This is a genomic window from Brevibacterium sanguinis, from assembly GCF_003315415.1.
Taxonomy (GTDB): Bacteria; Actinomycetota; Actinomycetes; order Actinomycetales; family Brevibacteriaceae; genus Brevibacterium; species Brevibacterium celere_A.
In genome coordinates this window covers 284,952-308,547 of record NZ_QNSB01000001.1, presented here as the reverse complement: position 1 = coordinate 308,547, position 23,596 = coordinate 284,952, and the positions used below count along the sequence as shown (strand labels likewise).

At 68.7% G+C, this 23,596-nt stretch carries 22 protein-coding genes, 2 tRNA genes and 1 pseudogene; 19 read left to right on the top strand and 6 right to left on the bottom strand.

Features of this window, described 5'->3' with window-relative positions:
• Positions 1 to 65 precede the first annotated feature (65 nt).
• The 6 genes from DFO65_RS01410 to DFO65_RS01385 all read left to right on the top strand — a co-directional run bounded on the left by DFO65_RS01410 (position 66) and on the right by DFO65_RS01385 (position 6,367).
• Entirely contained in the window at positions 66 to 797 is a 732-nt protein-coding gene (locus tag DFO65_RS01410) for an LmeA family phospholipid-binding protein (RefSeq protein WP_113902860.1), read from the top strand.
• An 80-nt stretch (positions 798 to 877) separates the two neighbouring features.
• The gene (locus tag DFO65_RS01405) at positions 878 to 2,377 is read left to right on the top strand and encodes a SulP family inorganic anion transporter (protein WP_113902620.1); all 1,500 of its coding nucleotides are present in this window, start codon (positions 878 to 880) and stop codon (positions 2,375 to 2,377) included.
• Between the two features lie 98 nt (positions 2,378 to 2,475).
• A complete protein-coding gene (locus DFO65_RS01400; protein ID WP_113902619.1) occupies positions 2,476 to 3,717 on the top strand; it encodes a Zn-dependent hydrolase in 1,242 nt (413 codons plus the stop codon).
• Positions 3,718 to 3,799: 82 nt separating this feature from the next.
• Positions 3,800 to 4,108: an Rv0909 family putative TA system antitoxin gene (locus tag DFO65_RS01395; RefSeq protein WP_113902618.1), complete on the top strand. Its 309-nt coding sequence runs from the start codon at positions 3,800 to 3,802 to the stop codon at positions 4,106 to 4,108.
• Positions 4,109 to 4,164: 56 nt separating this feature from the next.
• Positions 4,165 to 5,484, top strand: coding sequence for a glutaminase (locus DFO65_RS01390; RefSeq protein WP_113902617.1), 1,320 nt, complete (start codon positions 4,165 to 4,167; stop codon positions 5,482 to 5,484).
• 97 nt (positions 5,485 to 5,581) lie between these two features.
• On the top strand, positions 5,582 to 6,367 hold the full coding sequence (locus DFO65_RS01385; RefSeq protein ID WP_245940412.1) for a siderophore-interacting protein: 786 nt from the start codon (positions 5,582 to 5,584) through the stop codon (positions 6,365 to 6,367).
• Positions 6,368 to 6,407: 40 nt separating this feature from the next.
• Here the strand turns inward: DFO65_RS01385 and DFO65_RS01380 are convergent, their stop codons facing one another.
• The 4 genes from DFO65_RS01380 to DFO65_RS01365 all read right to left on the bottom strand — a co-directional run bounded on the left by DFO65_RS01380 (position 6,408) and on the right by DFO65_RS01365 (position 9,605).
• Positions 6,408 to 7,235 (bottom strand): PfkB family carbohydrate kinase, encoded by an 828-nt coding sequence (locus DFO65_RS01380; protein WP_113902615.1) that lies wholly within the window; start codon positions 7,233 to 7,235, stop codon positions 6,408 to 6,410.
• A gap of 88 nt (positions 7,236 to 7,323) precedes the next feature.
• Positions 7,324 to 8,409, bottom strand: a complete 1,086-nt coding sequence (locus DFO65_RS01375; RefSeq protein WP_113902614.1) for a serine hydrolase domain-containing protein — start codon at positions 8,407 to 8,409, stop codon at positions 7,324 to 7,326.
• A gap of 24 nt (positions 8,410 to 8,433) precedes the next feature.
• Positions 8,434 to 9,045: a TetR family transcriptional regulator C-terminal domain-containing protein gene (locus DFO65_RS01370; protein ID WP_113902613.1), complete on the bottom strand. Its 612-nt coding sequence runs from the start codon at positions 9,043 to 9,045 to the stop codon at positions 8,434 to 8,436.
• 5 nt (positions 9,046 to 9,050) lie between these two features.
• A complete protein-coding gene (locus tag DFO65_RS01365) occupies positions 9,051 to 9,605 on the bottom strand; it encodes a hypothetical protein (protein WP_113902612.1) in 555 nt (184 codons plus the stop codon).
• A 172-nt stretch (positions 9,606 to 9,777) separates the two neighbouring features.
• Between DFO65_RS01365 and DFO65_RS01360 the strand changes: the two genes are divergently transcribed.
• Entirely contained in the window at positions 9,778 to 10,233 is a 456-nt protein-coding gene (locus tag DFO65_RS01360; protein ID WP_181778566.1) for a hypothetical protein, read from the top strand.
• A 132-nt stretch (positions 10,234 to 10,365) separates the two neighbouring features.
• Here DFO65_RS01360 and DFO65_RS01355 read toward each other — a convergent pair.
• Positions 10,366 to 10,438: transfer RNA gene (locus DFO65_RS01355), tRNA-His, on the bottom strand.
• A gap of 226 nt (positions 10,439 to 10,664) precedes the next feature.
• On the opposite strand from DFO65_RS01355, the gene DFO65_RS01350 reads away from it, so the two are divergent.
• From DFO65_RS01350 to DFO65_RS01330, 5 genes are all read left to right on the top strand, one after another.
• The gene (locus DFO65_RS01350) at positions 10,665 to 12,365 is read left to right on the top strand and encodes a hypothetical protein (protein WP_113902611.1); all 1,701 of its coding nucleotides are present in this window, start codon (positions 10,665 to 10,667) and stop codon (positions 12,363 to 12,365) included.
• Between the two features lie 108 nt (positions 12,366 to 12,473).
• On the top strand, positions 12,474 to 13,976 hold the full coding sequence (locus DFO65_RS01345; protein ID WP_113902610.1) for a hypothetical protein: 1,503 nt from the start codon (positions 12,474 to 12,476) through the stop codon (positions 13,974 to 13,976).
• Between the two features lie 156 nt (positions 13,977 to 14,132).
• A complete protein-coding gene (locus tag DFO65_RS01340) occupies positions 14,133 to 14,420 on the top strand; it encodes a DUF3618 domain-containing protein (RefSeq protein ID WP_113902609.1) in 288 nt (95 codons plus the stop codon).
• Positions 14,413 to 14,733 (top strand): GroES family chaperonin, encoded by a 321-nt coding sequence (locus DFO65_RS01335; RefSeq protein ID WP_113902608.1) that lies wholly within the window; start codon positions 14,413 to 14,415, stop codon positions 14,731 to 14,733. The genes DFO65_RS01340 and DFO65_RS01335 overlap by 8 nt, the downstream gene beginning before the upstream one ends.
• Positions 14,734 to 14,881: 148 nt before the next feature.
• A tRNA-Lys gene (locus DFO65_RS01330) sits at positions 14,882 to 14,954 on the top strand.
• 67 nt (positions 14,955 to 15,021) lie between these two features.
• Here the strand turns inward: DFO65_RS01330 and DFO65_RS01325 are convergent.
• Positions 15,022 to 15,369: a DUF1801 domain-containing protein gene (locus DFO65_RS01325; RefSeq protein WP_113902607.1), complete on the bottom strand. Its 348-nt coding sequence runs from the start codon at positions 15,367 to 15,369 to the stop codon at positions 15,022 to 15,024.
• A gap of 165 nt (positions 15,370 to 15,534) precedes the next feature.
• On the opposite strand from DFO65_RS01325, the gene DFO65_RS01320 reads away from it, so the two are divergent.
• From DFO65_RS01320 to DFO65_RS01290, 7 genes and pseudogenes are all read left to right on the top strand, one after another.
• Positions 15,535 to 16,185 carry a TetR/AcrR family transcriptional regulator gene (locus DFO65_RS01320; RefSeq protein ID WP_220151215.1) on the top strand — a complete coding sequence of 217 codons (651 nt, stop codon included), beginning with the start codon at positions 15,535 to 15,537 and terminating at the stop codon, positions 16,183 to 16,185.
• Between the two features lie 46 nt (positions 16,186 to 16,231).
• Positions 16,232 to 17,104: an urea carboxylase-associated family protein gene (locus DFO65_RS01315; protein ID WP_113902605.1), complete on the top strand. Its 873-nt coding sequence runs from the start codon at positions 16,232 to 16,234 to the stop codon at positions 17,102 to 17,104.
• A gap of 71 nt (positions 17,105 to 17,175) precedes the next feature.
• Positions 17,176 to 18,427: pseudogene (locus DFO65_RS01310) on the top strand (NRAMP family divalent metal transporter).
• A complete protein-coding gene (locus tag DFO65_RS01305; RefSeq protein ID WP_113902604.1) occupies positions 18,424 to 19,263 on the top strand; it encodes a LamB/YcsF family protein in 840 nt (279 codons plus the stop codon). The pseudogene DFO65_RS01310 and the gene DFO65_RS01305 overlap by 4 nt, the downstream one beginning before the upstream one ends.
• Complete coding sequence (locus DFO65_RS01300) at positions 19,260 to 20,054, top strand: putative hydro-lyase (protein ID WP_245940411.1); 795 nt, start codon at positions 19,260 to 19,262, stop codon at positions 20,052 to 20,054. Before DFO65_RS01305 ends, DFO65_RS01300 begins: the two co-directional genes overlap by 4 nt.
• Entirely contained in the window at positions 20,051 to 21,754 is a 1,704-nt protein-coding gene (locus tag DFO65_RS01295; RefSeq protein ID WP_113902603.1) for a 5-oxoprolinase subunit B/C family protein, read from the top strand. Before DFO65_RS01300 ends, DFO65_RS01295 begins: the two co-directional genes overlap by 4 nt.
• Positions 21,755 to 21,757: 3 nt before the next feature.
• On the top strand, positions 21,758 to 23,506 hold the full coding sequence (locus DFO65_RS01290) for an acetyl/propionyl/methylcrotonyl-CoA carboxylase subunit alpha (protein WP_113902602.1): 1,749 nt from the start codon (positions 21,758 to 21,760) through the stop codon (positions 23,504 to 23,506).
• The last annotated feature ends 90 nt before the right edge of the window (positions 23,507 to 23,596 follow it).

Here is a 23,596-nt window from a genome sequence, read left to right as displayed (position 1 = left end):
CGCGGGCATGTGCGCGAATGATCGCGGCTCCTGCGCGCCCTCCGGGCACCTGCGAGAATGGGGCCATGAGCACCGCAGACACCTTGAGCTACCCGGATCCGTCGACCGAGCGCCGCGGTTCTCGCCGGAGGAAGCTCATCGTGTCCGCGGTCATCGTCGTGCTCACCCTCGTCGTCGGCGCGATCGCGGCCGACCGGATCGTCGACACCGTGACCGAGCGGAGGATCGCCGAGGGGCTCGAGCCCTACGGCCAGGCGGATGTCTCGGTCGAGGGGTTCCCCGTCCTCACCCAGTTGACGGCGGGCCGCCTCGACGCCGTCCATGTCCATGCCGCCCGGGCGCACTACGAGGGCGTGGAGTTCGCCGACGTCGACGCCCGCCTCTATGACGTTCCCGTCGACACCTCCCGGCCGATCGGGACCCTCAAGGCCGATGCGCTCATCCCGCTGTCGACGATCGAGTCGCTCGCCGCCGAGCATGCGTCCCTGCCGCAGGGAACGAGCTTCACCGTCGTCGACGGGAGACTCCACCTCGAGAGCTCGCTGCTGGGCCAGCCGCTGCTCGTCGGCATCGACCCGCAGCCGCAGGCGCGGGAGGTCACGGTCACGGCCACGACGATCCGGCTGGGCACCACCGAGATCGACCTCGACGCCCTGCCCGGTTTCCTCACCTCGGCGATCTCCGACATCACGATCGACCTCGGCTTCCTGCCCGCGGGCCTCGAGCTCACCGACATCGCCGTCGAGGACGACGGGCTGCGGATCAACCTCCACGGCTCCGGAGTCAGCCTGGGCTGAGGGGATCGCACGCTCCGGGCCGGGCGGTCGGGGCAGTAGAGTGGAGCCTCGTTCCGCCCCATCCACCGCGAGGAAGACCGATGTCCGCACCGCCCATCGACGACAGGGCCCGCCCCGAACCGACCGTGCTCACCGCGCTGCGGAACCCCCGCCTCCTCACCCGTGAGATCCTCGCCGGCCTCGTCGTCGCCCTCGCCCTCATCCCCGAGGCGATCTCGTTCTCGATCATCGCCGGCGTCGATCCCAAGCTCGGCCTGTTCTCCTCCTTCGTCATGGCGGTGACGATCGCCGTCGTCGGGGGCCGACCGGCGATGATCACGGCCGCCACGGGTGCCGTGGCCCTCGTCATCGCCCCGGTGGCCAGGAACCACGGGCTCGACCACTTCATCGCCACCGTGATGCTGGCGGGAGTGCTCCAGATCCTCCTCGCCGTCTGCGGCGTCGCGAAGCTCATGCGCTTCATCCCCCGCAGCGTCATGGTCGGGTTCGTCAACTCGCTGGCGATCCTCATCTTCTCCGCCCAGCTGCCGCAGCTCATCGGCGTGCCCTGGATGGTCTACCCGCTGGTCGCGGCCGGACTCGTCGTCATGGTCCTCATGCCCAGGATCACGAAGGTCGTTCCGGCGCCCCTGGTCGCCATCCTCATCGTCACGGTCGCCGTCGTGGTCTTCGCGATCACCGTCCCCACCGTCGCCGACCAGGGTGAACTGCCCCGCAGCCTGCCCGAGCTGTTCATCCCCCAGGTCCCGCTGACCTGGGAGACGCTGCGAACCATCGCCCCCTACTCTCTGGCGATGGCCCTCGTCGGCCTGATGGAGTCACTGATGACGGCGAAGCTCGTCGACGAGGTCACCGACACCCGTTCGGACAAGACCCGGGAGAGCTGGGGCCAGGGTGTGGCCAACGTGGCCTCGGGACTCCTCGGCGGGATGGGCGGCTGCGCGATGATCGGTCAGACGATGATCAACGTCAAGGCCTCCGGCGCCCGCACCCGGATCTCAACGTTCCTCGCCGGCGCCTTCCTGCTCATCCTCGTCGTGGTCCTCGGCGACCTCGTCGGCGCCATCCCGATGGCCGCCCTCGTCGCCGTGATGATCATGGTCTCCGTCGGCACCTTCGACTGGCATTCGATCTCACCGTCGACGCTGCGGATGATGCCCAAGAGCGAGACCTTCGTCATGCTCGCCACCGTCGCCGTGGTCGTCGCGACCCACAATCTCGCCATCGGCGTCGTCATCGGCGTGTTCGTCGCCAGCGTCCTCTTCGTCCGCCGGGTCGCCCACTTCGTCACCGTCGAGCGCAGGCTCGCCGAGGACGGGGCGAGCGTGGGCTACACCGTGGCCGGGGAACTGTTCTTCGCCTCGAGCAATGATCTGACCACCCAGTTCGAGTACTCGCACGACCCGGATCGGGTGATCATCGACATGAGCGGATCGCACGTCTGGGACGCCTCGACGGTGGCGGCCCTCGACGCGATCGTGACGAAGTACGATCAATACGGGAAGTCGGTCGAGCTCATCGGCATGAACGAGCACACCGAGCGGTTCCACTCCCGACTCAGCGGTGGTCTCAGCTCCTGAAGCCGCACTGATCGCCGCGCCGAGACCGACGACCCGCAACGACACCGGCCATCGTTCCGGCACCGACGTCCGCCCCCTCTACCGCGAAAGGTTCGACGATGAACACGATCACCCCGGAGGCCGATCGCTTCCACTCCGACCTCACCGAACTGGCCACCCTCGTCGACAGCGACCGGCCGGGGTGGACCCGCCGCGCGCTGAGCGAGGTCGACGTCGCCGGTCGTCAGTACGCACGCTCGCTCATGGAGCAGGCCGGACTGACCACCCGCATCGACGGCGCCGGGAACGTCATCGGCGTGCTGCCCGGTCGCCTCGGCGGCAGACAGATCATGCTCGGCTCGCACACCGACACCGTCGACGGCGGCGGTCGCTACGACGGCATCACGGGAGTCCTCGGCGCCATCGAGGTCGTCCGCCTGCTGCGGGAGAACGACATCCGCCTCGACCACGACCTCGTCGTCGTCGTGTTCTTCAACGAGGAACCCAATGACTTCGGCTTCTTCTGCGTCGGATCGCGGGCGATGACCGGCCTCGTCGACCGCTCGACACTCGCCGCCACCGACATCCACGGGCGGACCCTGGCTCAGGCGCTGCCCGAGTCCGACATCGACCCCGAGGAGTTCCTCCGCGCGCAGTACGACTTCTCCACGGTCAGCGCGTACCTCGAACTCCACATCGAGCAGGGTCCAGAGCTCGAACGGATGGACCGTCAGATCGGCGTCGTGGAGACGATCACCGGCATCAATCACTTCCGCGCCCTATTCACCGGCAGGCAGGACCATGCGGGAACCACCCCGATGGACGCCCGGGCGGACGCCGGATGCGCGGCCGCGGGCACGGTCCTCGCGGTCGAGGCGATCGCTGAGTCGGGCGCGAACACCCGCGGCACGTCAGGCCAGATCGCCTTCACCCCCGAAGCCGTCAACGTCGTCACCGCGCGCGCCGCCGTCGAGGGCGAGTTCCGCGGACCCGACGGGTCCTGGCTGCAGGAGGCCGAGCGCCGGCTCACCGCGGCGGCCGCGCAGGAGGCATCGCGACGCGGCGTGCACGTGGAGATGGAGTGGACGACCGACGACGCCCCCGTTCCCCTGCACGAGCCGATCACCGCGACGATCGCTGAAGTGACCGACGAACTCGGGTACTCCCGGGCGACGATGTTCTCCGGAGCCGGTCATGATGCGGGGATCATCGCCGCCAAGACGCAGGCCGGTATGATCTTCGTTCCGTCCCACGACGGTCGCAGCCACTGCCCGGAGGAGTTCACCGAACTCACCGACATCCTCCCCGGCATCTCGGTCCTCCTCAACACCGTCCTACGCCTCGACTCCTCGCTCGGCTGATTGCCACGCTCCCACCAGCACCGACACAGGTTCGCTCCGTAGAATCACCGGTGTCTCAGCCAGCACCGACGAAGGGCCCGCCATGTCATTCGACAAGTACCTCAACAAGGCCAGGAAGCTCGCCAACGACCCGAAGGTCCGGGAGAAGCTCAACTCCGAGAAGGCCGAGAAGTTCAGCGATTCGATCCTCGACAAGGCCGCCTCGGCAGCCGATTCCCTGACGAAGGGCAAGCACACCGATCGGATCGCCAAGGCCCGCGACGCCGCCGACCGCGCGGTCGGCACCGACGGACCCGGAGCCCGAGGCACCGACCCGCGCTCCTCCGGCGATCGCCTCGGGGACGTCGACCGCGACCGCCGAGGCGACCCCGACGAACCTCGCTCGCGCTGACCACGCGCGTGGATCCGGTCCGGGGCGAGCGGCACCGCCGCCCCTAGACTGGGCCCATGCGCTCACCCATCCCCGACTACCTCGACGAGATCCTCGACAAGCACCGGCCCGACCGGTCGGGGGCCAACGCCGACTACATCCCGGCGCTCGCCTCGGCGGATCCGGAGAAGCTCGCGATCGCTATCTCCACCCTCGACGGGGTCGAGTACACGTCCGGGGATTCGGAGTTCGCGTTCTCCATCCAGTCGATGTCGAAGCCGTTCGTCTACGGGATGGCGCTCGAACGGCTCGGGCTCCCGGCGGTCCTCGACACCGTCGGGGTCGAACCCACGGGTGAGGCCTTCAACGAACTCTCGCTCGACAAGGCCTCCGGCAAACCGCTCAACCCGATGATCAACGCCGGCGCCATCGCGGTCCACGCCCTGCTGGGCCCGCGCGGCGCCTCGGCGGCCGAGCGCGCCGAGATCGTCCGCGCCGGGCTCTCGGAGTTCGCCGGCCGCGACCTGCGCATCGACGCGTCGGTGGCCGAGAGCGAACGCGCCGGCGCCTACCGCAACGTGGCGATCGCCAACATGCTCCGCTCCTACGACATCGTCGCCGACGATCCCGACGAAGCGGTCAACGGCTACATCGACCAGTGCTCGATCCTCGTCACCGTCGCCGATCTCGCCCTCATGGCCGCGACCCTGGCCGGAGGCGGGATCAACCCGCGCACCGGCCACCGGGTCCTGTCCCCACGGGTCAACCGGCAGGTGCTCGGGGTGATGATGACGTGCGGGATGTACGACGTCGCCGGCGACTGGATGACCGAGGTCGGCGTGCCCGCGAAGAGCGGCGTCTCCGGCGGTGTCTTCGGGGTCCTGCCCGGCCAGGTCGGCATCGCCGCGTACTCGCCCCGACTCGACGGGCACGGGTCGAGCGTGCGCGGAACGAGGATCTTCCGCACCCTCTCGGACGACATGGGCCTGCACATCATGGAGGCTCCCGAACCGGCGCGGTCGATCATCCGCCGCGATCGCCGGTTCGTCGACGAGGACGGGGAGATGGTGCGCATCTGCAGCCTCCAGGGGCTGATCCAGTGGAGCGGCGCCGAGAACGTCCTGCGGACGATGGATGCGCCGGAATCATCGACGACCGTGTTCATCCTCGACCTCCGCCGCGTGTACTCGATCAACGATGTCGCCCGCAGGCTCTTCACCGAGGCACTGGCCCGGATGGAGGGCGATGGGGTGCGCGTCATGCTCATGGACCCCGAGAACCTGCTCGCCTGCGCGGGCCCGGACTCGCCGCTGCCGGGCCTCGAGCGCATCGACTCCCTCCGGCACCTCAAGGGGCTCAAGCGGATCAGGAACGCGGTCGCAGCCCCGATCCGCTGATCCGTTTGGTAAGGTGCACCTCAGTCCAGCCCCTGGCTCTCCCTCCCCGCGAGGATCGACCGTCGAAAGGCCTTCTGTGACCTCCTCCCCTGCACCCGTGCGACCACCTCGCCCTCAGGCCGTCCTCACCGTCACCGCGGTCGACGAGATCACCCCGAACCTCATCCGCATCACGGCCGGCGGCGAGGGGTTCTCCGCGCTGACGCTCAACGAGCACACCGACAAGTACGTGAAGATCCTCTTCGCCGATCCCGCCCACGGACTCGTCCCGCCCTATGACCTCGCGCACCTGCGGGAGACGGCGCCCGAGAAGCTGCCGCGCAACCGCACCTACACCCTGCGCGGCGTCGACGAAGAGGCGAGGACCGTGACGATCGACTTCGTCGTCCACGGCGACGAGGGGATCGCCGGTCCCTGGGCGCGTTCGGCCCGTCCGGGCGACGTGCTGACGATGAGCGGGGCCGGGGGCAAGTACACTCCCGCACCGGACGCCGCCTGGCATCTGCTCATCGCCGACCACACCGCGATCCCGGCCGTGTCATCGGCGCTCGAGGCGATGCCCGCAGGCGCCGAGGGCGTCCTCATCGCCGCCGTCGAGCACGAGGAGGACCGCGTCCTCCCGGCCGTTCCCGCCGGCCTCACCGTCCGGTGGGTCGACGACGACGCCGAGCTGCTCAGGGCCCTGGGCTCCCTCGACTGGCCGCAGGGCATGCCGCAGGTGTTCGCCCATGGCGAGCGCGAGACGATGAAGGCCGTGCGCCGGGTCCTCAAGGACCACGAGGTGCCGCGGGAGTCGCTGTCGATCTCGGCCTACTGGGCCCGCGGCCGCGCCGAGGACCAGTTCCAGGCCGAGAAGCGCGAGCCCATCGGCCGGATCGACTGAATCGACCTGCCGAGCGTCTCGGCGCAGGCGTCGCCCGAGATCAGAGGTAGGCGTCGAGGGGCTCGAACGACGGCTGGGCCGCGGGGTCGCGAACGGCGGCGGCTCCGACGGCATTGGCCGCCCGCAGGGCGTGGGAGGGAGCCAGCCCGGAGCGCAGGCCGATCGTCAGCGCCGCGCAGAACGCGTCGCCGGCACCGACGGTGCTCACCGGTGTCGTCGGCAGGGCCGGGGCGAACGCCACCCGCTCACCGTGGTCGAACAGCGCCGACCCCGAGGCGCCGTAGGTGACCGCGACGCGGCGCGCACTCCGCAGCTGGTCGAGCAGCTCGTACTCGGTCTCGTTGACGATGACGAGGTCGGCCCGGTCGACCACCTCGGCGGGGAGGGTGAGCGCGGGCGCGGCGTTGACGACGAAGTACCCGCGGACCTTCCGCGCGAGTTCGGCGACGAGGTCGAGGGAGATCTCGAGCTGGGTGAGCACGGTCTCGTGCTCCCCGAACTCGATGCCGTCGATGCCCACCCGGGCGTTCGCCCCCTCGCACACGGCGATGAGGTTCTCGCCCTGGGCATCGACCATGATGAGGGCGGTTCCCGTCTCGTCGTCGACGACCTCGACGCAGCTGATGTCGACCCCCGCGGCCGCGAGCGCTCCGGTCATCTCGCGACCGGTCGCGTCGGATCCGACAGCCCCGATCATCCGGGTGCGCGCGCCGAGGCGGGCGGCCGCGGCCGCCTGGTTCGCCCCCTTGCCACCGGCGCTGTGGACGAGCCTCCCGCCGCCGACGGTCTCACCGGCGGTGGGCAGACGATCGACGAGTGCGGTGATGTCGGCATTGATGCTGCCGACGACGGTGAGGTCGAGGTTCATGGGGTCCCTTCGTGACGGGATCGCGGTGAAGCGAAAGCACCGGCAACAACAGGCGGGCCCGGCGGGGAGTCGGGCTCGCCCGACCGGATCACGGCAGCCTCGACAGGATGCCGTCGGTCAGGCCTGCGCCGAGTTCCCCCATGTCCCATTGCCCCTCGTCGCTGACAGCCTGAGTCGCGACCCAGAAGACCATCGCCTCACCGTCAATCGTACGTAGCAGTTCACCGTACGACCGAGTGTTGCCTCCGTTATGCCAGGCTGACGGTCGCCCGTCAAAGTCGGTGATGACCCATCCGAAGCCATAGTGGGTCTCGTGCGGTTCCTCTCGGACGCGCGGCTTGAACAGCGCGGATTTTGCCGTCGGACCGAGAATGCCATCGCCGCGCAGCGCCAGGTGCCACCGATACATGTCCTCAGCGGTGGATAGGAGCCCACCGTTTCCCCGCAGGTTCCACCATGGTCCGTCGTCGGCCCACTCATGGTCGAGCGGGGTGCCCTGGGAGCGCCCGTGCCGATCGTATTCGACGGCAACCTCGAGCTTGTCCCAGTCCGGCAGCCGGTACCCTGTCGACGACATTCCCGCGGGCATGAATAGATGCCATCTGAGGAAGTCCTCGAAATCGGTCCCCGAAGCGATCTCGACGATCGCGGCGAGGAGGCTGTATCCCAGATTCGAGTAGGCATAGACGCTGCCGGGCTCAGCCCCCAGCGTCGACGCCATTGCAGCGGAGACAAGCTCGTCGCGGACCATCGGATCGTAGTCGTGGCCGAGCTGATCGACGAAGCCTGAAGTGTGGGTGAGCAGGTGCTCAATGGTGATCGCATGCTTGTCGTCGGGCACTGGGCCCAGGTAATCCCCGATCGAGTCGCTGACTTCGAGCATTCCGAGCATCTGCAGCTTGAGTATCGCAGCAGCAGTGAACTGCTTCGTCATCGACATCACGTCGACGACAGTGTCACAGTCGAGCGCGGTCCCGAGGTTCCCATCGGGAGTCCCCCATCCGTCGCAGTGCACAAGGCTCTCGCCGTCAGCGACGGCGACCACACCCCGAGAACCGCTCGGTGCTGTCTCGTCGATGAACTCGTCGATGGTCTCCGGACCCGACGAACCGCACCCGGGCAACACCAGGAGCGACAGGACCAGTATCGACGCGGCGGTGCGTATCGACATCATCGGCACCCATTTCCTTCCCTCGGATCAGTCATTGCTTCCGCGAGAGAGTTCTGGCCTGGTGAGTTCATCGAGGTGACGGCCGAGCAGACCGAGCATTCGCCGCGAACCATTCAGGTCGCCGGCCCATAGACCTTGCATGGCGATTCCGTCGAGCACCGCGCGCAGCCTCTGCGCTTCATACTCAGGATCGCGGCTGCTGTCGAACTGGCCCGCGTCTGCAAGGATGTCGATCGCGACGCGGCATGCTCGGTGGACCGCTGCATTGAGCCTGGACGCAGCCGGGCGAAGATCCCTGTCCGTCAGTGAAAGGACCCCGAGCTGCACTTGCGCGAGCAGTTCCATGCGCCGCTCCTCATCCAAGGGCAGCAGTTGTGCGAGCAATGCGTCGGCCAGTGCGCGGCCGGTGAGGTCGAGAGAGGCGACCCGGGCCGTGACGCGCTCCTCGATGAGCTCGAAGCAGTACTCTCGAAGCCGGTGCTGAGTGGGGAATGCCCGCCGCAGGGAGGCAGCGGCGATTCCCGCCTCTGCCGCGACACCGCGCACTGACAGGCCCGCAAGACCATCACGCTGGAGGACCCGTAGAGCCGCCGCCGCGATCTCGGCGGTGCGTGCGTCGACATCGATCTTCTTCGGCATTGCACTCAGCCGGACGAGTTGCTCTGTGCGGCGTCGACGGGCTTCTTGGGCCAGATGGTATAGCCGAGCGCCCAGATGAAGTCGATGACGAAAATGATGCCGAGTACGCCGAAGTACTCCGCGAGGGCGAAGGTGCGCTCCGCATCGTCGACAAGGAGTATGATCCCGCCGAGAATCGCGGCGGCGATGACAGCTGCCAGACCGGTGAGGAGCACGTCGCGCCAGCATTTGGCCGTGTAGCGTGCGCCCGTGAGCTGCTCAGGGGCGGGACCACCGGCGAATCGATGCTGGAATCGAGTATCCGCCCAAGCGACCATGCGCTTGCCGTAGGCGATCGAGATGCCGACATAGATCGCAGCCAGGCCGTGCTGCCACGATGCAGTCCCGCCACCGACCAGATCCACGGCGACCAGCGCAAGCAGGATCAGGTCGATGACGGGGGCAAGGATCAGCAGCCCCGCACCGAGCCGGGGACGACGCAGGAGATACCGTGCCGCGAGCCCAGCGAGTACAGCCACCCAGAACGCGATCTCACAGATCAGGATCGCGGCCAGAACCATGGCACTTCCTCATTTCGCTCCACTTTGCTAGTACAACTGTACTCAAACGAGCTGACGGAGACAAGCGTTCCGGTCAGACTCAACCAAACAGCCCGCGAGCCACCCTCGCTGCATCACTTATATTCGCCCGCGAAATGGTGGACCCTCGGAAGCTATGGGGAGTGAACTGTCGATGGCGACACGAGCAGAGATCACCACGAAGTACGCCAAGGTGTACAAGAAAGCGGCGAAGAAGACCAAAGGCGCTGTGCTCGACGAGGTCGTGGCCGTGACCGGGTGGAGTCGCGACAATGCTCGACGGCGATTGACCCAAGCCGCGAAGCATCCGCCAGGACCGGGCAGGCAAGTCGCGCACCGGGACCGTAAGCCCCGGGCTCGGAAGTACTCCTACGATGCGATGAAGATCCTCCAACGTGTGTGGGCGATCTCCGGTGGCCAGTGTGGCAAGTACCTGGCCGTGTCGATGCGGATCTTGCTTGACCTCCTCGAAGCCCATGGCGAGTTGACCGTCGGTGAAGGCCGCTACACCACGGCGGTGCGGCGGGAACTGCTGATGATGAGTCCCGCCACGATCGACCGCTTGCGCGCAGCGGCTCGTATGGGTGTGAGGCAGCGGGCGAGACGGTAGTGCATGACTTTGGCGATGTCCTCGGCGTCCTCGAATCCGCGGGCGGCGACCAGCTGCGGCAACAGGGCATCGACTTAAGCCGGAAGCCCCGAGAGCTGTGATTTCGCACGGCTCTCGGGGCTTCCCATTCGGGGTGAGTAACGGGACTTGAACCCGCGACATCCGCGACCACAACGCGGCGCTCTACCAGCTGAGCTATACCCACCACATGCCCTGCGCCTCAGGCGCAGACAGCAAGATACATCATAGCCACCGGGTGGCGACCGGGCAAACGCAGAACGTCCGCCGAGCGGAATGAGACGAAGATCTCCTCCGATGCAACGATTCAGTCGCGGTGTATAACGGTTTCGGCGAATCGGTAGGAGGCCACTGTCGGGTTCACTAGTATTGAGCCGTCATCTTCGTCGAGAACCGTTCAAGGAATCCAGTACATGGCTCGTGCGCTGATCTCCGTCTCCACCGACGGGTTCACCTATCTGTCCCTCAACGGGGCGACGAGTCGCTATTCCGACACCGGTCAGGCACTGTCCTATCTGGGCGACTACGCCCGCGAGACCGCGACTCCCGTCCCCGTGACCATTGACGAAGCCGGCAGGACCGTCGAGGTCCTCGTCGACGAGACCGGACGGGTCGCCCCCGCGCCCGCCGACTCCCCCACCCCCGATCGCGCCACCGCCGAGGCGAGCGACTCCGCCGCGGCGCCGGCCTCACGGACCGTCACGCAGACCCGCACCCGACCCGCGACGGACCGCGCCGACGTCCCTGAGGACACGTCCACCTCGGCGCGGGTCGACCCCGCTCCCCGCTCCGGACCGCAGAGTCTTGTGACTGCCGATTCCGCCGAGGCGGGATCCGGCGGCGAGGACTACCCGCAGGGCACGCCGTTCTCCGGACCCGTCGCGGTCACCGCCCCCGCGCCCCAGCGCTCACGCCGGCAGAAGAGGACCGAGAGGAGCCGCCGACCGCTGCGGCTGAAGAAGATCACGGTGCCGGGTCTGGTGCTCATCGGACTGGCCATCCTCATGATCGGCGCCTTCGTCATCCCCAACATCGTGCCCAGCCAGTCGGCGGAGGCACCGCAGTCGATCAGCACCGACGAGCAGATCAACCCGGGCTCCGACATCACCGTGACCGACACCGACGACGTCGTTCCCAGCTTCGAATCGACTCCGAAGTGGGAGGCGAAGGTGCCCGGATCCGCTTCGGTGACGGCATCGGATCGCGGCGTCCTCGTCGTCGACGACGAGAAGCTCGAGGTCCTCGACCCGGAGACGGGCGACGTCCGCTACTCGGGTCGGGTGAGCCAACCCCCGACCTTCGCCGTCGACACGCTCATCGACGGCAGACCGGCCCTGCTGTGGCAGGTCGGCAATTCGGCCGAGGCGCTGTTCGACGGGGAGAGCACCCCGACCAACTATCGGCTCCCGGACAATGCCCGCATCTCCTCGGCGGGCACCAGCGTGCTGGTGAAGTCGGGCAACTGGCTCTCGACCTTCGGCACCGACGGACTCATCGACATCCCGGTGCCGGAGACCGGAATGACCCCGATGGCCGTCGAGAACGACGAGCTCTTCAGCGCCGACTACGACGGACCGGTCCGCGCGACGAACATCAGGACCGGCGACGAGCGCGACATCAGCCTCGAAGTGCCGGCCGACGATCTCCAGATCATCAAGTGGATCTCCGCGGGTCACGGAAAGGTCATCACGCTCTGGGGCGAGCAGGGCGCGTCGACGAACAGCGGGCACCGGATCCAGCTCGTCGTCCACTCGCTCGAGGACGGCGCCATCCTCTCGACGGTGACGACGACGACCGACATGGTCGGTGAGATGTCGTGGGTCCGGGGCCAGGGCGGTGAGCGCGCCTACATCGGTCCATACCTGTTCGACATGAGGTCCGGGCTGCTGCTCATGGACACCTCCCGCAAGGACATCCACCTGTCGGAGCCCCGGGGGACCATCGTCCCGTGCACCATCGGCACCGATGCCTCGTGCCTGCTCGCGGGCAACAACGCCTACCGCACCTACGCCCGGCTGCTCGCGCTGACCGACGCGGGAAGCAGTGCGATCGTCGATGGTCCGGACTCGACGATCCGCGCATACGAGAAGAAGACCAACGCGCCCGGCGAGTAGGGCTTGACTTTCTCGCCTCCTTCGATGCCACTATGATGGTGGCCGCGAGCTTCTGTGTCAGTGCCCCCCCGACAGCTCGACGACCGGAGTCCCCAGCGAAGGAATACCGTGCCAACGACCCGTGAGTTCAGCCGCTCCGCGGCCGCACTCGGCACCGCCCTTGCCTTCCTGGTCCTCGCCCTGACAGGCACGACAGCTCCCGCCCACGCCGTTCTCGACGAGACGGGGCTTCGCACTCCCATCGAGGCATCGGCCGATGCGACCGCCGGCAGTGATGCGTCATCGGGGTCCGGTGCGGAGGGCGAGTCCTCGGATCCGCGCACATCGGCCGGGTCCTCGACCGACTCCGGCACATCGACATCGTCCTCGGATTCCGGCGGCTCCGCCGAGGCGGGAACGAGCGATGCCGAGGCCTCCGATCCGGGCGCGAATCCGGATTGCGATGTCACGATCGACCGGGACTGCCAACCTGAGCCCACCGATGCGCCGCTGCGGGCCGAGTGGAACGACGACGACAAGACGCTCCGGTTGACCGATGTCCCGAAGAGTTGGGTCAACCAGGTCTTCGAAGGCCCGCCGAAACAGCGGGTGAGCGTGCCTGCACAGAACCACTCCTCGGCCGAGACCGACGACAGCGGGCATTCGGTGGATACCTCAGCCGCCGCGCCCACGTCCTATTCCCTCGACTCGTCCGGTTATGTCGTCGATGCCGCGAACAGGTCGACGCCGATGAAGTTCGAGGGCTTCACGTCCGATCCCGAATGGAACTTCACCTCTGACGGCGAGAACATCACCGTCAGCGGACGCCCGTACGAGGGATCGGAATCCGGCTCCGATTCCACCTCGGACTCCAATGCCGACGACGGATCTGCATCCACCTCGGGCGGATCGAACGATTCGAACAGCTCGACCTCCGACTCCGGATCGAGCGATTCCGGATCCACCTCCGACACCGGGACCTCGACATCATCCGGCTCCTCCGACGCCGCGAACACCGACGGCACGACCACGGCGGATGGGACGAGCTCCGCGGACAGCGCATCGTCGTCCGACGACGCCTCGGGCGGGACCACGACCGTGGACGGCCAGGCCGAGGGCGCGCAGGACCCGAAGGAAGCGGAGGCCGGCACCGCCGACTCCTCCTCGGCGGCGGAACGAGGTTCCGAGGACGGATCCGAGAACGGCACCGAGGACGCGGAGGGAACCGATGCGGGCGGCAGCGACCCGGCCGGCTCGGACCGCGCCGATGACGGGGGCCGCGCGGTCCCCGATCCCGCGACGGGGAACGGCGCCGCCGATCCGCGCAGCGCGATCCCCAGCGACGTCGGCGGCGACTGGGTCCCGGCGGGCGGAGACTCCTCACCTCCCCCCGACTACTCCGACCCGGTCCCCGTGAATCCCGACGCGACGATGCCGACCGATGACACCGACCTCATCACCGGCGGCGATCAGCCCGCACCGCGGGCCAACACGTCTCCGTCGACATCGTTCGGCGAATCGATCGTCTCGACGATCGTCAGCTCGTGGCCGGTCTTCGTCCTCGCCGCGTTCGGCATGGCCGCCGTCGGGTTCATCCTCTTCCTCGTCGGGCGCCGCGGCCGCCAGAACTGAACACGGCCGGTTCAGCCGACCGCCGCCGAACACGACATTTCGTCCCACCAGCCGCGATATCTGACAGCCGGAGAATCCAACGGCTAAGCTTGACGCCGAGGCACTGTGGCTCCCTGCCACGTGCGAGAGAGCATTCGACCCGGAGGCGACGATCCGATGACTGACAACGTCTACACCTCAGATGTGACCGTGGACAACGCAACCCCTGCCCAACTCGCGGAGTCGATCCGCCTGCGCGAAGAGCGCATCGCCGAGAACATCGACGAACTGGTCGGCCGCATCCACCCGAAGGTCCTCGTCTCCCGCGCGGTCGATCGGGCGAAGTCGACCGTCGTCACCGAGGACGGACAGCCCAAGACCGAGACGATCGCCCTGGCCGCCGGCACAGTCCTCGGCGTCGCCGCACTGATCGTCGGGTTGGGCGGAAGGAACTCGCGTGGCTGATGCCGCACTTCCCATCCGGATGCTCCACGATCGGATCCTCCTCGATCCCGGTCCGGAGGCGGGTGAGCGCAAGTCCTCGGCCGGCATCGTCATCCCGGCGACCGCCGCGATGGGCAAGCGCCTCGTGTGGGGCAGGGTCGTCGCCGCGGGACCCCATGTGCGGCAGGCGAACCTCGGCGACACCGTCCTCTACGACCCGGAGGACCTCGCCGAGGTGGAGCTCGAGGGACAGGCCTACGTGCTGCTGAGAGAGCGCGACGTCCACGCCATCGCCGAGCCCGCCGAGCAGTCGAGCGCGGGCATGTATCTGTGAGCTCGTGATCGTCTTGCAGACGGGCTGACCTGGAACGACGTGCGACCTTGGTCACAAAATCCCCGGCGGGCCGGATTCGGTTTGCCAGACGCGGATCGACCTGAGTAGTATTAATTCTCGTTGCGCAGGGAACTGGGCAGCGAGGAACGCGCCTCTAGCTCAATTGGCAGAGCAACTGACTCTTAATCAGTGGGTTCCGGGTTCAAGTCCCGGGGGGCGCACAGCGAACCAGAACCGCCGATCGGATGATCCGATCGGCGGTTCTTCGCATTCATTCAGCCCCGGCCCTCATCCGTCGGCATCGACCGCCTGCGCGATGTAGTCGGGCAGCGCCTCGTCGAGCTCGGGAGTCCACGTCCTGATCTTCACGTGCCGGGTCCGCTTCCCCTCCCCCTGCAGGAGTCCGTGGCGATCGGTGAATGACGCACCGCGCTCGAAGGCGAAGGTCAGGTGCGTCTTGCTCGGGCTGATGATGGCGAGGATCTTCGCGCCGCGCCAGGCCGGCGATCCGCTGCTGATGACCTCGTCGGCCTCCGGCGCGTGGTCGGCCATGAGCTTCCTGATGCGCTCGAGGTGCTCGCGATGCTCTGGGCTCAGCCTCGCCTTGGCGAAGGCGTCGATCTCCGGATTGCGCATGATGGTCCAGTCCCCTCTCGGTCCGCTTCCCCCGCACCCGCTCCGTGAGAACTGGACCGTATAGTACCCGTCTCGTGTTACTCTAACCCCTCGGTACTGGGCAGTCCAGTGTCGAGCGGCGATCGAGGGCGGCCCGTGAATGGGCGGGTGCGGGAAGGGATGGCAGTGGCTCTGTCGAGTGCACGATCGATCGGGAACCGGATTGCGATCCAGGACGCGGCGACCGAGCTGTTCCTCCAGCGCGGGTACGCGGGCACGAGCATGGACGACGTCGCCTCGGCGGCACGAGTGTCCAAGCAGACGGTGTACAAGCACTTCGCGAACAAGGACGAGCTCTTCTCCCGGATCATCCTCGAGACGACGGCGCAGATCGACCACCTCGTCGACCACGTCGCCGAGAGGCTCCGCGATCCCGAGGACCTGCCTGCCGCGCTGCGCGCGCTCGCCCGTCGATTCGCCGAGGCCGTCCTCGACCCCGACACCCTCCGCCTGCGCCGGGTCGTCATCGCGACGGCCGAGCGCTTCCCCGAGCTCGGCGCCTCGTGGTACGAGAACGGCTTCGAACGCGTCCTCGCCACCTTGTCCCAGCGCTTCGCCGAGCTCTCCGCCGGCGGGCAATTGACGATCGACGATCCCGATCTCGCCGCCGAGCACTTCGTCGGACTGCTGCTGTGGATCCCCGTCAACCGGGCCATGTTCACCGGCGCAGTCTCCCCCGTCTCCCCCGGCGACCTCGACCGGATCATCGACCAGGGTGTCGGCGCGTTCCTCCGCGCCTACGCGTCGACCGACCGACCACCTGTCCCGAACCAGTGACCGCCCGTCCACCGTGACCACCCCGTCGACAGATCGGAGCACGACGATGACCGCCGAGCCCACCGGACCCCGCAGCTACACGCAGCCCGCCGCCTACCAGTCCCTGCCGGGAGGCCCCCTCGACCCGGACACATCCCTCTACGATCGCATCGCCGCCGCTGAGCGGACCGTGGTTGAGAGCTTCGAGATCCCCCTCCGGTCCGCCCGCGCGTGGGAGGTGCCGGCCGGGTCCCTCGTGCGGATCCTCTCGGTGGAGGGCCCGCAGGTCGGCGACCTCAACATGTGGAACCTCCACAATCCGCGCGAGAGGTTCTGGGCCGCGCGGACCCGGCAGCTGCAGCGGGCATCGATGACGACCTACGACCGCTTCTGGTCGACCCTGCCCTACCTCCGCCCCCTCGCCACCGTCGTCGCGGACTCGCTGGCCGACCATCCGGACGCCGAGGTGATCCATGACCTTCTCGGCACCCGCTGCGACCCGTACGTCAACCGCATGCTCGCCGGCTATGACTTCGACTACCACTGCCACTCGAACCTCACTCGGGCGATCCTCCCCCACGGGCTCACCGAGCTCGACGTCCACGATGTCCTCAACGTCTTCCAGTTCGCCGGACTCAACGACAGGCGCGAGTACTTCATGGACTCGTGCCCGGCCCGGCCCGGGGACTCCTTCGAGTTCTTCGCCGAGGTGGACCTCCTGTGCGCCCTGTCGACCTGCCCGGGCGGCGATCTCTCGGTCCACATGTGGGGCCCGGACGCCGCGAGCACGGAGGAGCAGCTCGAGCACTGCCATCCGCTCGGAGTCGAGGTCTGCTCACTGCCCGCAGAGGTGCTCGAGGCCTGGTCGCCGCCGAGCGTGGCGGAGTACCAGGGTCGAGCCGGTCGCCATGGTCTGGCCGCGCCGGGTCATCGCGCGTAGCCTGGATGACAGTCCGCTCGTCGCGAGGATCCCCACAGCGCGGTGACCACATCCGGATCATTGGAGTTCCCATGGACCAGTCCAACCCGGCGACTCTGACCGAGAAGGTCAGCCGCAGCGCGATCGTCGGGGCCATCTTCCTCATGGCCACCTCGGCGATCGGTCCCGGCTTCATCACGCAGACGGCGACCTTCACGGCACAGCTCGGTGCGGCGTTCGCCTTCGCGATCCTCGTCTCGATCCTCATCGACATCGCCATCCAGCTCAACATCTGGCGGATGGTCACCTCCTCGGGCAAGAGGGCGCAGGCGCTCGCCTCGTCCGCGGTCCCCGGCTCGGGGATCCTCCTCGCCGTGCTCATCGTCGTCGGCGGCCTCGCCTTCAACATCGGCAACATCGCCGGTGGCGGCCTGGGGCTCAACGCCCTCCTCGGGCTCGATCCGAAGCTCGGCGGACTCGTCACCGGTGTGCTCGCGATCGCGATCTTCCTCTTCAAGCGCGCCGGGAAGGTCGTCGACATCGTCGTCATGATCCTCGGCGTCGGGATGATCGTCCTCACCACGATCGTCGCCATCGTCTCCCAGCCGCCCGTCGGCGAGGCCCTGCGCCAGACCGTCGTCCCCGACACCATCGACTTCGCGACGATCACGACGATCGTCGGCGGGACCGTGGGCGGCTACATCACGTACTCGGGCGCCCACCGCTACCTCGACTCCGGCAACGTCGGTCCCGCGGCCGCCCCCCAGCGTCATGCGCTCGGCGCTCACGGGCATCCTCGTCACCGGGCTCATGCGCTACATCCTGTTCCTCGCGATCCTCGGTGTCGTGGCCTCCGGCATCACCCTCGATCTGGCCGGTCAGTCCGCCAATCCCGCAGGTCAGGCTTTCGCCGCCGTCCTCGGAGAGGCGGGGATGCGGATCTTCGGCGCGATCTTCTGGGCGGCGGCGCTGAGCTCGGTGATCGGGGCGGCCTACACCTCGGCGACGTTCCTCTCCTCGTTCTCGCAGCGACTCGCCGGCGGATGGCCGCTGCAGATCGCCACGGTCGCCTTCATCGTCGTCTCACTCGTCGCCTACCTCCTGCTCGGCACGACGCCCGCGACCCTGCTCGTGTTCGTCGGCGGCTTCAACGGGCTCATCCTGCCCATCGGCCTCACCGTCTTCATGTACATCGGATGGTTCAGGCCCCGGCTCCTCAATACGGACGCCTATCCCACGTGGCTGCTCATCATCGGTACCCTGGCGACATTGCTCACGTGGTACATGGGCGTGCAGTCGATCGGACCCATCTTCGCCATGATCGGAATCGGAGGACATTCATGACAACCATCGATCTCAACTCGGACCTCGGAGAGAACGTTCCCGACCGCGTCGTCAGTGACGACGAGGCCATGCTCGGGCTGGTCACCAGTGCGAACGTCTCGTGCGGGTTCCATGCCGGCAATCCCGAGGGCATCCGCGCCACCGTGGCCGCCGCCACCCGCTCCGGCGTCGTCATCGGCGCTCACCCCGGCTACGACGACTACGAGGGCTTCGGACGCCGCCCCATGGACGTTCCCGCCGCCACCCTCCAGGCTCAGGTCGAATACCAGATCGGGGCGCTGATCGGGCTGACCACGGCTGTGGGCGGAGAGGTCGCCTACGTCAAACCCCACGGCGGTCTCTACAACCGCATCGTCCATGACGAGGCGCAGGCGAAAGTCGTCGTCGACGCGATCAAGGCCATCGATCCCGGCCTCGTCTTCCTCGGTCTCGCCGGCAGCGTGTCCAACCGCGTCGCCGAGGCGGCCGGCCTCGCCGTCGCCGCCGAGGCCTTCGCCGACCGGGCCTACAACCCCGACGGCTCACTCGTCTCCCGCACGGAGGAGGGCGCGGTCCTCCATGACCCCGATGCCGTCGCCGAGCGCGTGCTGCGCCTCGTCGAGACCGGCCGGATCACCGCCGTCGACGGCTCCGTCGTCACGGTCGAGGCCCAGTCGATCTGCTTCCACGGGGACAGCGAGGGCTCGATCGCCATGGCGCGCGCCGCCCGCAGCCGTCTCGAGGAGGCAGGAGTGACGATCGCGCCCTTCGCCGGGAGCCCGGCCGTCGGAAGCCCCTTCGCCGAGAGCGCGCCCGGCGGCAGCTCCGACGGCACCGTGTCCGGGAGCCCGGCGTGAGCACCGACGACTTCGTCACGGCCGCGATCGTGGGCGGGCAGGCCCGCGAGCGCATCCGCGCCGGATTCACCGGACCGACGTCCGGCATGGCACCGGGGGTCGTGCAGGCCAACCTCATCGCCGTGCCCGAGGAGTGGGCGTACGACATGCTCCTGTTCGCCCAGCGCAACCCCAAGCCCTGCCCCGTCCTCGACGTCATCGAAGCCGGAGACTGGGAATCCGCGCTCGCCGAGGGCAGCGACATCCGCACCGACATCCCGGGCTACCGGTTGTGGGAGGACGGTCAGCTCGTCGAGGAGGTCACCGACGCCACGGATGTGTGGCGGGAGGACCTCGTCTCGTTTCTCATCGGCTGCAGCTTCACGTTCGAATCGGGTCTGCGGCGGGCGGGAATCCCGATCCGCCACCAGGACGCCGGACGCAATGTGCCGATGTACCTCACCGATCTGCCGTGCGCGGACGCCGGGAGGATCTCCGGGGACCTCGTCGTCTCCCTGCGCCCCGTCCCCGCCCATCAGGTCGCCCAGGCGGTGCGGGTGACCGACAGGTACCCCGCCGTCCACGGCGGTCCCGTCCACATCGGCGCCCCCGAGCAGATCGGCATCACCGACCTCGGCTCCCCGGACTTCGGGGACGCCCCCGACATCCACGACGGCGACGTGCCCGTGTTCTGGGCCTGCGGCGTCACTCCGCAGGCCGCGATTGAGAAGTCGGGGATCCCGTTCGCGATCACCCACTCCCCCGGACGCATGTTCATCACCGACGCCCCGGAAGCGAAGTACCGTCAGTGACCAGGTTCCGCCCCGCCTCCCGCCGCGACCTCCTCGTCGAATGCGACGACCTCGCCGAGACGATGCGACTGCACGCCGCGCTCGAGGCGTCCACCCCGCCCGGTGTCGACGAGCTCATCCCCGCCGCCCGCACAGTGCTCATCCGCTTCGACCCGCGGCGCACCTCGGCGAGGCGCCTGCGCGAGGCCATCGGCTCCCTCGAGTACGGGACCGATGCCAGCCGGCACCATCGTGAGGTCAGGATCGACGTCTCCTATGACGGGGAGGACCTCGCCGAGGTGGCCGACCTCCTCGACGTCTCCCCCGCCGAGGTGGTGCGCCGCCATCAGGCCGCGACGTGGCGGGTGGCGTTCGCCGGTTTCGCCCCCGGGTTCGGGTACCTCGCCGGTGACGATCCCCTCTTCTCCGTGCCGCGCCGCCCGTCGCCGCGCACGCGCGTTCCCGTCGGGGCCGTGGCCCTGGCCGGGGAATTCACGGGCGTGTATCCGCGCAGCTCACCGGGAGGATGGCAGCTCATCGGACACACCGACGCGGTGCTCTGGGACCTCGACCGCGATCCCCCGGCCCTGTTCGTGCCGGGAACGATCGTGACCTTCCGGGACGTCGGGGAGACGATCACAACGACGGGCGCGGGGTCCGCGGAGACTCGAGATTCCGGGGATTCGGCAGCGGTGTCGGCGGACGGCGGCGCGGATGCGTCCGTCGAGTCCGCGCGCTCCGACGAGATGGCGGGCAGCGGTTTCACCGTCGAGGTCGTCGAGCCGGGCCTGCAGCTCCTCGTCGAAGACCTGGGACGCCCGGGCTTCGCCGCGATGGGAGTCTCCCAGGCCGGTGCCGCCGACCGCGGAGCGCTCATCACCGCCAACCGCCTGGTCGGCAACGATCCCGACGCGGCCGGACTCGAAAGCTACGGCGGCGCGGTGACCCTGCGCCTTACGGGCGCCTCGGTCGCCGCGGTCACCGGCGCACCCGGGCCCATCACCCTCACCTCAGCCGACGGCACCGTGTTCCACCACCGCCCGGGCGAGCCCTTCGCCACCGAGTCCGGCGACGAACTCCACCTCGGGACTCCGAGCGCCGGCGTGCGCCGCTACGTGGCGTTTCGCGGCGGCCTCGCCGTCGAGTCGGCGCTCGAGAGCCGCTCGAGCGACACCCTCGCCCACCTCGGACCCGACCCGCTGCAGGCGGGCGACACCCTGCCGATCGCCGAGCCCGCGACGGCGCGGCACCTCGTCGCTCCGGGGCCCGCCCGCGCCCATCATGCTCAGCTCCCGGCACCCGGGAGGACGATCGAGCTCGAGGTCACCCTCGGTCCGCGTGACGACTGGTTCACCTCGGCGGGGATCTCGACCCTGCTCGAGCAGACCTGGACGGTGACGAGCGAGTCCGACCGGGTCGGCCTGCGTCTGCAGGGAGACGTGCCGCTCGAGCGCAGCCGCGACGGTGAGCTGCCCAGCGAGGGCGCGGTGACCGGGGCGCTCCAGGTGCCTCCCAACGGACAGCCCGTCCTCTTCGGTCCCGACCACCCGCTCACCGGCGGGTACCCGATCATCGCCGGCGTCGACGACACCGATCTCGCCGCCCAGCTGCCCCCGGGCGCCAGGGTGCGATTCGTCCTCGGCCCCGACTCCCCCGATCCTGACGCGTCCCACTCCCCCGACCCTGAGCCCGACTCCGCCGACATGTCCGACGAAAGCTGAACCATGCCGAGAATCCTCATCGCCAATCGCGGCGAGATCGCCGTTCGCATCATCCGAGCCTGCGCCCAGACCGGCCACACATCGATCGCCGTCTACGCCGATCAGGACATCGAGGCGATGCACACCCAGCTCGCCGACGAGGCCCACGCGCTTCCGGGCACGAGCGCCGCCGACACCTACCTGAGCATCGACGCCCTGCTCGCCGCGGCCCGGGCCTCCGACGCCGATGCCGTGCACCCCGGCTACGGGTTCCTGTCGGAGAACGCCGAGTTCGCCGCCGCCGTCAAGGACGCCGGTCTCATCTGGATCGGGCCCACCGCGACGACGATCCGGGCCCTCGGCGACAAGGTCACCGCCCGCCGGATCGCCGAGAAGGTCGGCGCTCCCCTGGCGCCGGGGATCGACCGGCCACTGGCCGGCGCCGCCGAGGTCGAGGAGTTCGCCGCGGCACACGGACTGCCGATCATCATCAAGGCCGCCCATGGCGGCGGCGGGCGCGGGATGAAGATCGTGCGCGATCTCGCCGAGGCGGCCGAGGCCTTCGACTCCGCGACCAGGGAGGCCCTCGAGGCGTTCGGCCGCCCCGAGTGCTTCGTCGAGAAGTACCTCGAGCGGCCCCGCCATGTCGAGGTGCAGATCCTCGGCGACGGTCACGGGCGGACCGTGGCCGTCGGCGATCGCGACTGCTCCGCGCAGCGGCGCAACCAGAAGCTCATCGAGGAGGCTCCCGCCCCGAACCTCGGTCACGACCAGCGCGAGCGCCTCCACCGGGCGGCCGAGGACATCTGCGCCGCGGTCGACTACCGGGGCGCGGGGACCGTCGAGTTCCTTCTCGCCGCCGATGGGACGATGACGTTCCTCGAGGTCAACACCCGCCTGCAGGTCGAGCATCCTGTCACCGAGGCGGTGTCCGGCGTCGACCTCGTCGCGGAGCAGTTCCGCATCGCCTTCGACGGGGAACTGGGGTTGGCAGCGACCCCCGAGCCCCGGGGACACGCGATCGAGCTGCGCATCAACGCCGAGGACCCCGGCCGCGGTTTCCTCCCCACACCGGGCCGGATCGAGGCGCTGACCGTGCCGGGCGGTCCCGGGGTGCGCTGGGACGCGGGAGTCCGCTCCGGAGACACCGTGCAGGCGGCCTTCGACTCGCTGTTCGCCAAGCTCATCGTCCACGGTCCCGATCGGGCGACGGCCATCGCCCGCACCCTGACCGCGGCGAGGGAGCTCCAGGTCAGCGGGCCGGCGACGGTGCTGCCGTGCACACTCGAGATCCTCACCGACCCGGCGTTCGCCTCGGCGGACCTCGGCATCCACACCCAGTGGATCGAGTCGGAGCTGATGCCGCGATTCACCGCCCAGTCCAGACCTGCGCCGGTCGCCGAGGCGAGCCTGCGGCGCTTCACGGTCGACCTCGACGGCAGGCGGGCGACTCTCGGGCTGCCTGCGGACCTCATCGCCCACCTCGGCGCCGGAGTCGGGAGCCGCGACGCCGGAACGGAGAACGCGGACACCGGTGACGCCGGAGATGGCACGGGATCCGATCCCACCGCGGTGGCAGCGCCGGTGCCCGGCAACCTCGTCGACTACCTCGTCTCCGATGGTGCCGAGGTGAGCGAGGGCGACGACATCGCGGTGCTGTCGGCGATGAAGATGGAGACGAGGATCCCGGCCCACAGGTCCGGGATCCTCCACCAGGTCGCGTCGATCGGCGACATGGTATCCGTGGGTGAGACGATCGCGCGGATCGACTGATTCTGCAGGCTCGGGTCCGCGCCGACGATTAGAGTGGTGGGGTGACGCGGCGACCGCTCATGGGTCTCCGTTCACGATCGAGACTCGACC

Excerpts from the sequence above, each read along its gene's own strand:
- DFO65_RS01315 (WP_113902605.1), top strand. The coding sequence starts at position 16,232 with ATGACCGCCGAGCCCACCGGACCCCGCAGCTACACGCAGCCCGCCGCC.
- DFO65_RS01405 (WP_113902620.1), top strand. The coding sequence starts at position 878 with ATGTCCGCACCGCCCATCGACGACAGGGCCCGCCCCGAACCGACCGTG.
- DFO65_RS01395 (WP_113902618.1), top strand. The coding sequence starts at position 3,800 with ATGTCATTCGACAAGTACCTCAACAAGGCCAGGAAGCTCGCCAACGAC.
- DFO65_RS01325 (WP_113902607.1), bottom strand. The coding sequence starts at position 15,369 with ATGCGCAATCCGGAGATCGACGCCTTCGCCAAGGCGAGGCTGAGCCCA.
- DFO65_RS01375 (WP_113902614.1), bottom strand. The coding sequence starts at position 8,409 with ATGATGTCGATACGCACCGCCGCGTCGATACTGGTCCTGTCGCTCCTG.
- DFO65_RS01360 (WP_181778566.1), top strand. The coding sequence starts at position 9,778 with ATGGCGACACGAGCAGAGATCACCACGAAGTACGCCAAGGTGTACAAG.
- DFO65_RS01340 (WP_113902609.1), top strand. The coding sequence starts at position 14,133 with ATGACTGACAACGTCTACACCTCAGATGTGACCGTGGACAACGCAACC.
- DFO65_RS01410 (WP_113902860.1), top strand. The coding sequence starts at position 66 with ATGAGCACCGCAGACACCTTGAGCTACCCGGATCCGTCGACCGAGCGC.
- DFO65_RS01370 (WP_113902613.1), bottom strand. The coding sequence starts at position 9,045 with ATGCCGAAGAAGATCGATGTCGACGCACGCACCGCCGAGATCGCGGCG.
- DFO65_RS01390 (WP_113902617.1), top strand. The coding sequence starts at position 4,165 with ATGCGCTCACCCATCCCCGACTACCTCGACGAGATCCTCGACAAGCAC.
- DFO65_RS01380 (WP_113902615.1), bottom strand. The coding sequence starts at position 7,235 with ATGAACCTCGACCTCACCGTCGTCGGCAGCATCAATGCCGACATCACC.
- DFO65_RS01350 (WP_113902611.1), top strand. The coding sequence starts at position 10,665 with ATGGCTCGTGCGCTGATCTCCGTCTCCACCGACGGGTTCACCTATCTG.
- DFO65_RS01400 (WP_113902619.1), top strand. The coding sequence starts at position 2,476 with ATGAACACGATCACCCCGGAGGCCGATCGCTTCCACTCCGACCTCACC.
- DFO65_RS01365 (WP_113902612.1), bottom strand. The coding sequence starts at position 9,605 with ATGGTTCTGGCCGCGATCCTGATCTGTGAGATCGCGTTCTGGGTGGCT.
- DFO65_RS01290 (WP_113902602.1), top strand. The coding sequence starts at position 21,758 with ATGCCGAGAATCCTCATCGCCAATCGCGGCGAGATCGCCGTTCGCATC.
- DFO65_RS01305 (WP_113902604.1), top strand. The coding sequence starts at position 18,424 with ATGACAACCATCGATCTCAACTCGGACCTCGGAGAGAACGTTCCCGAC.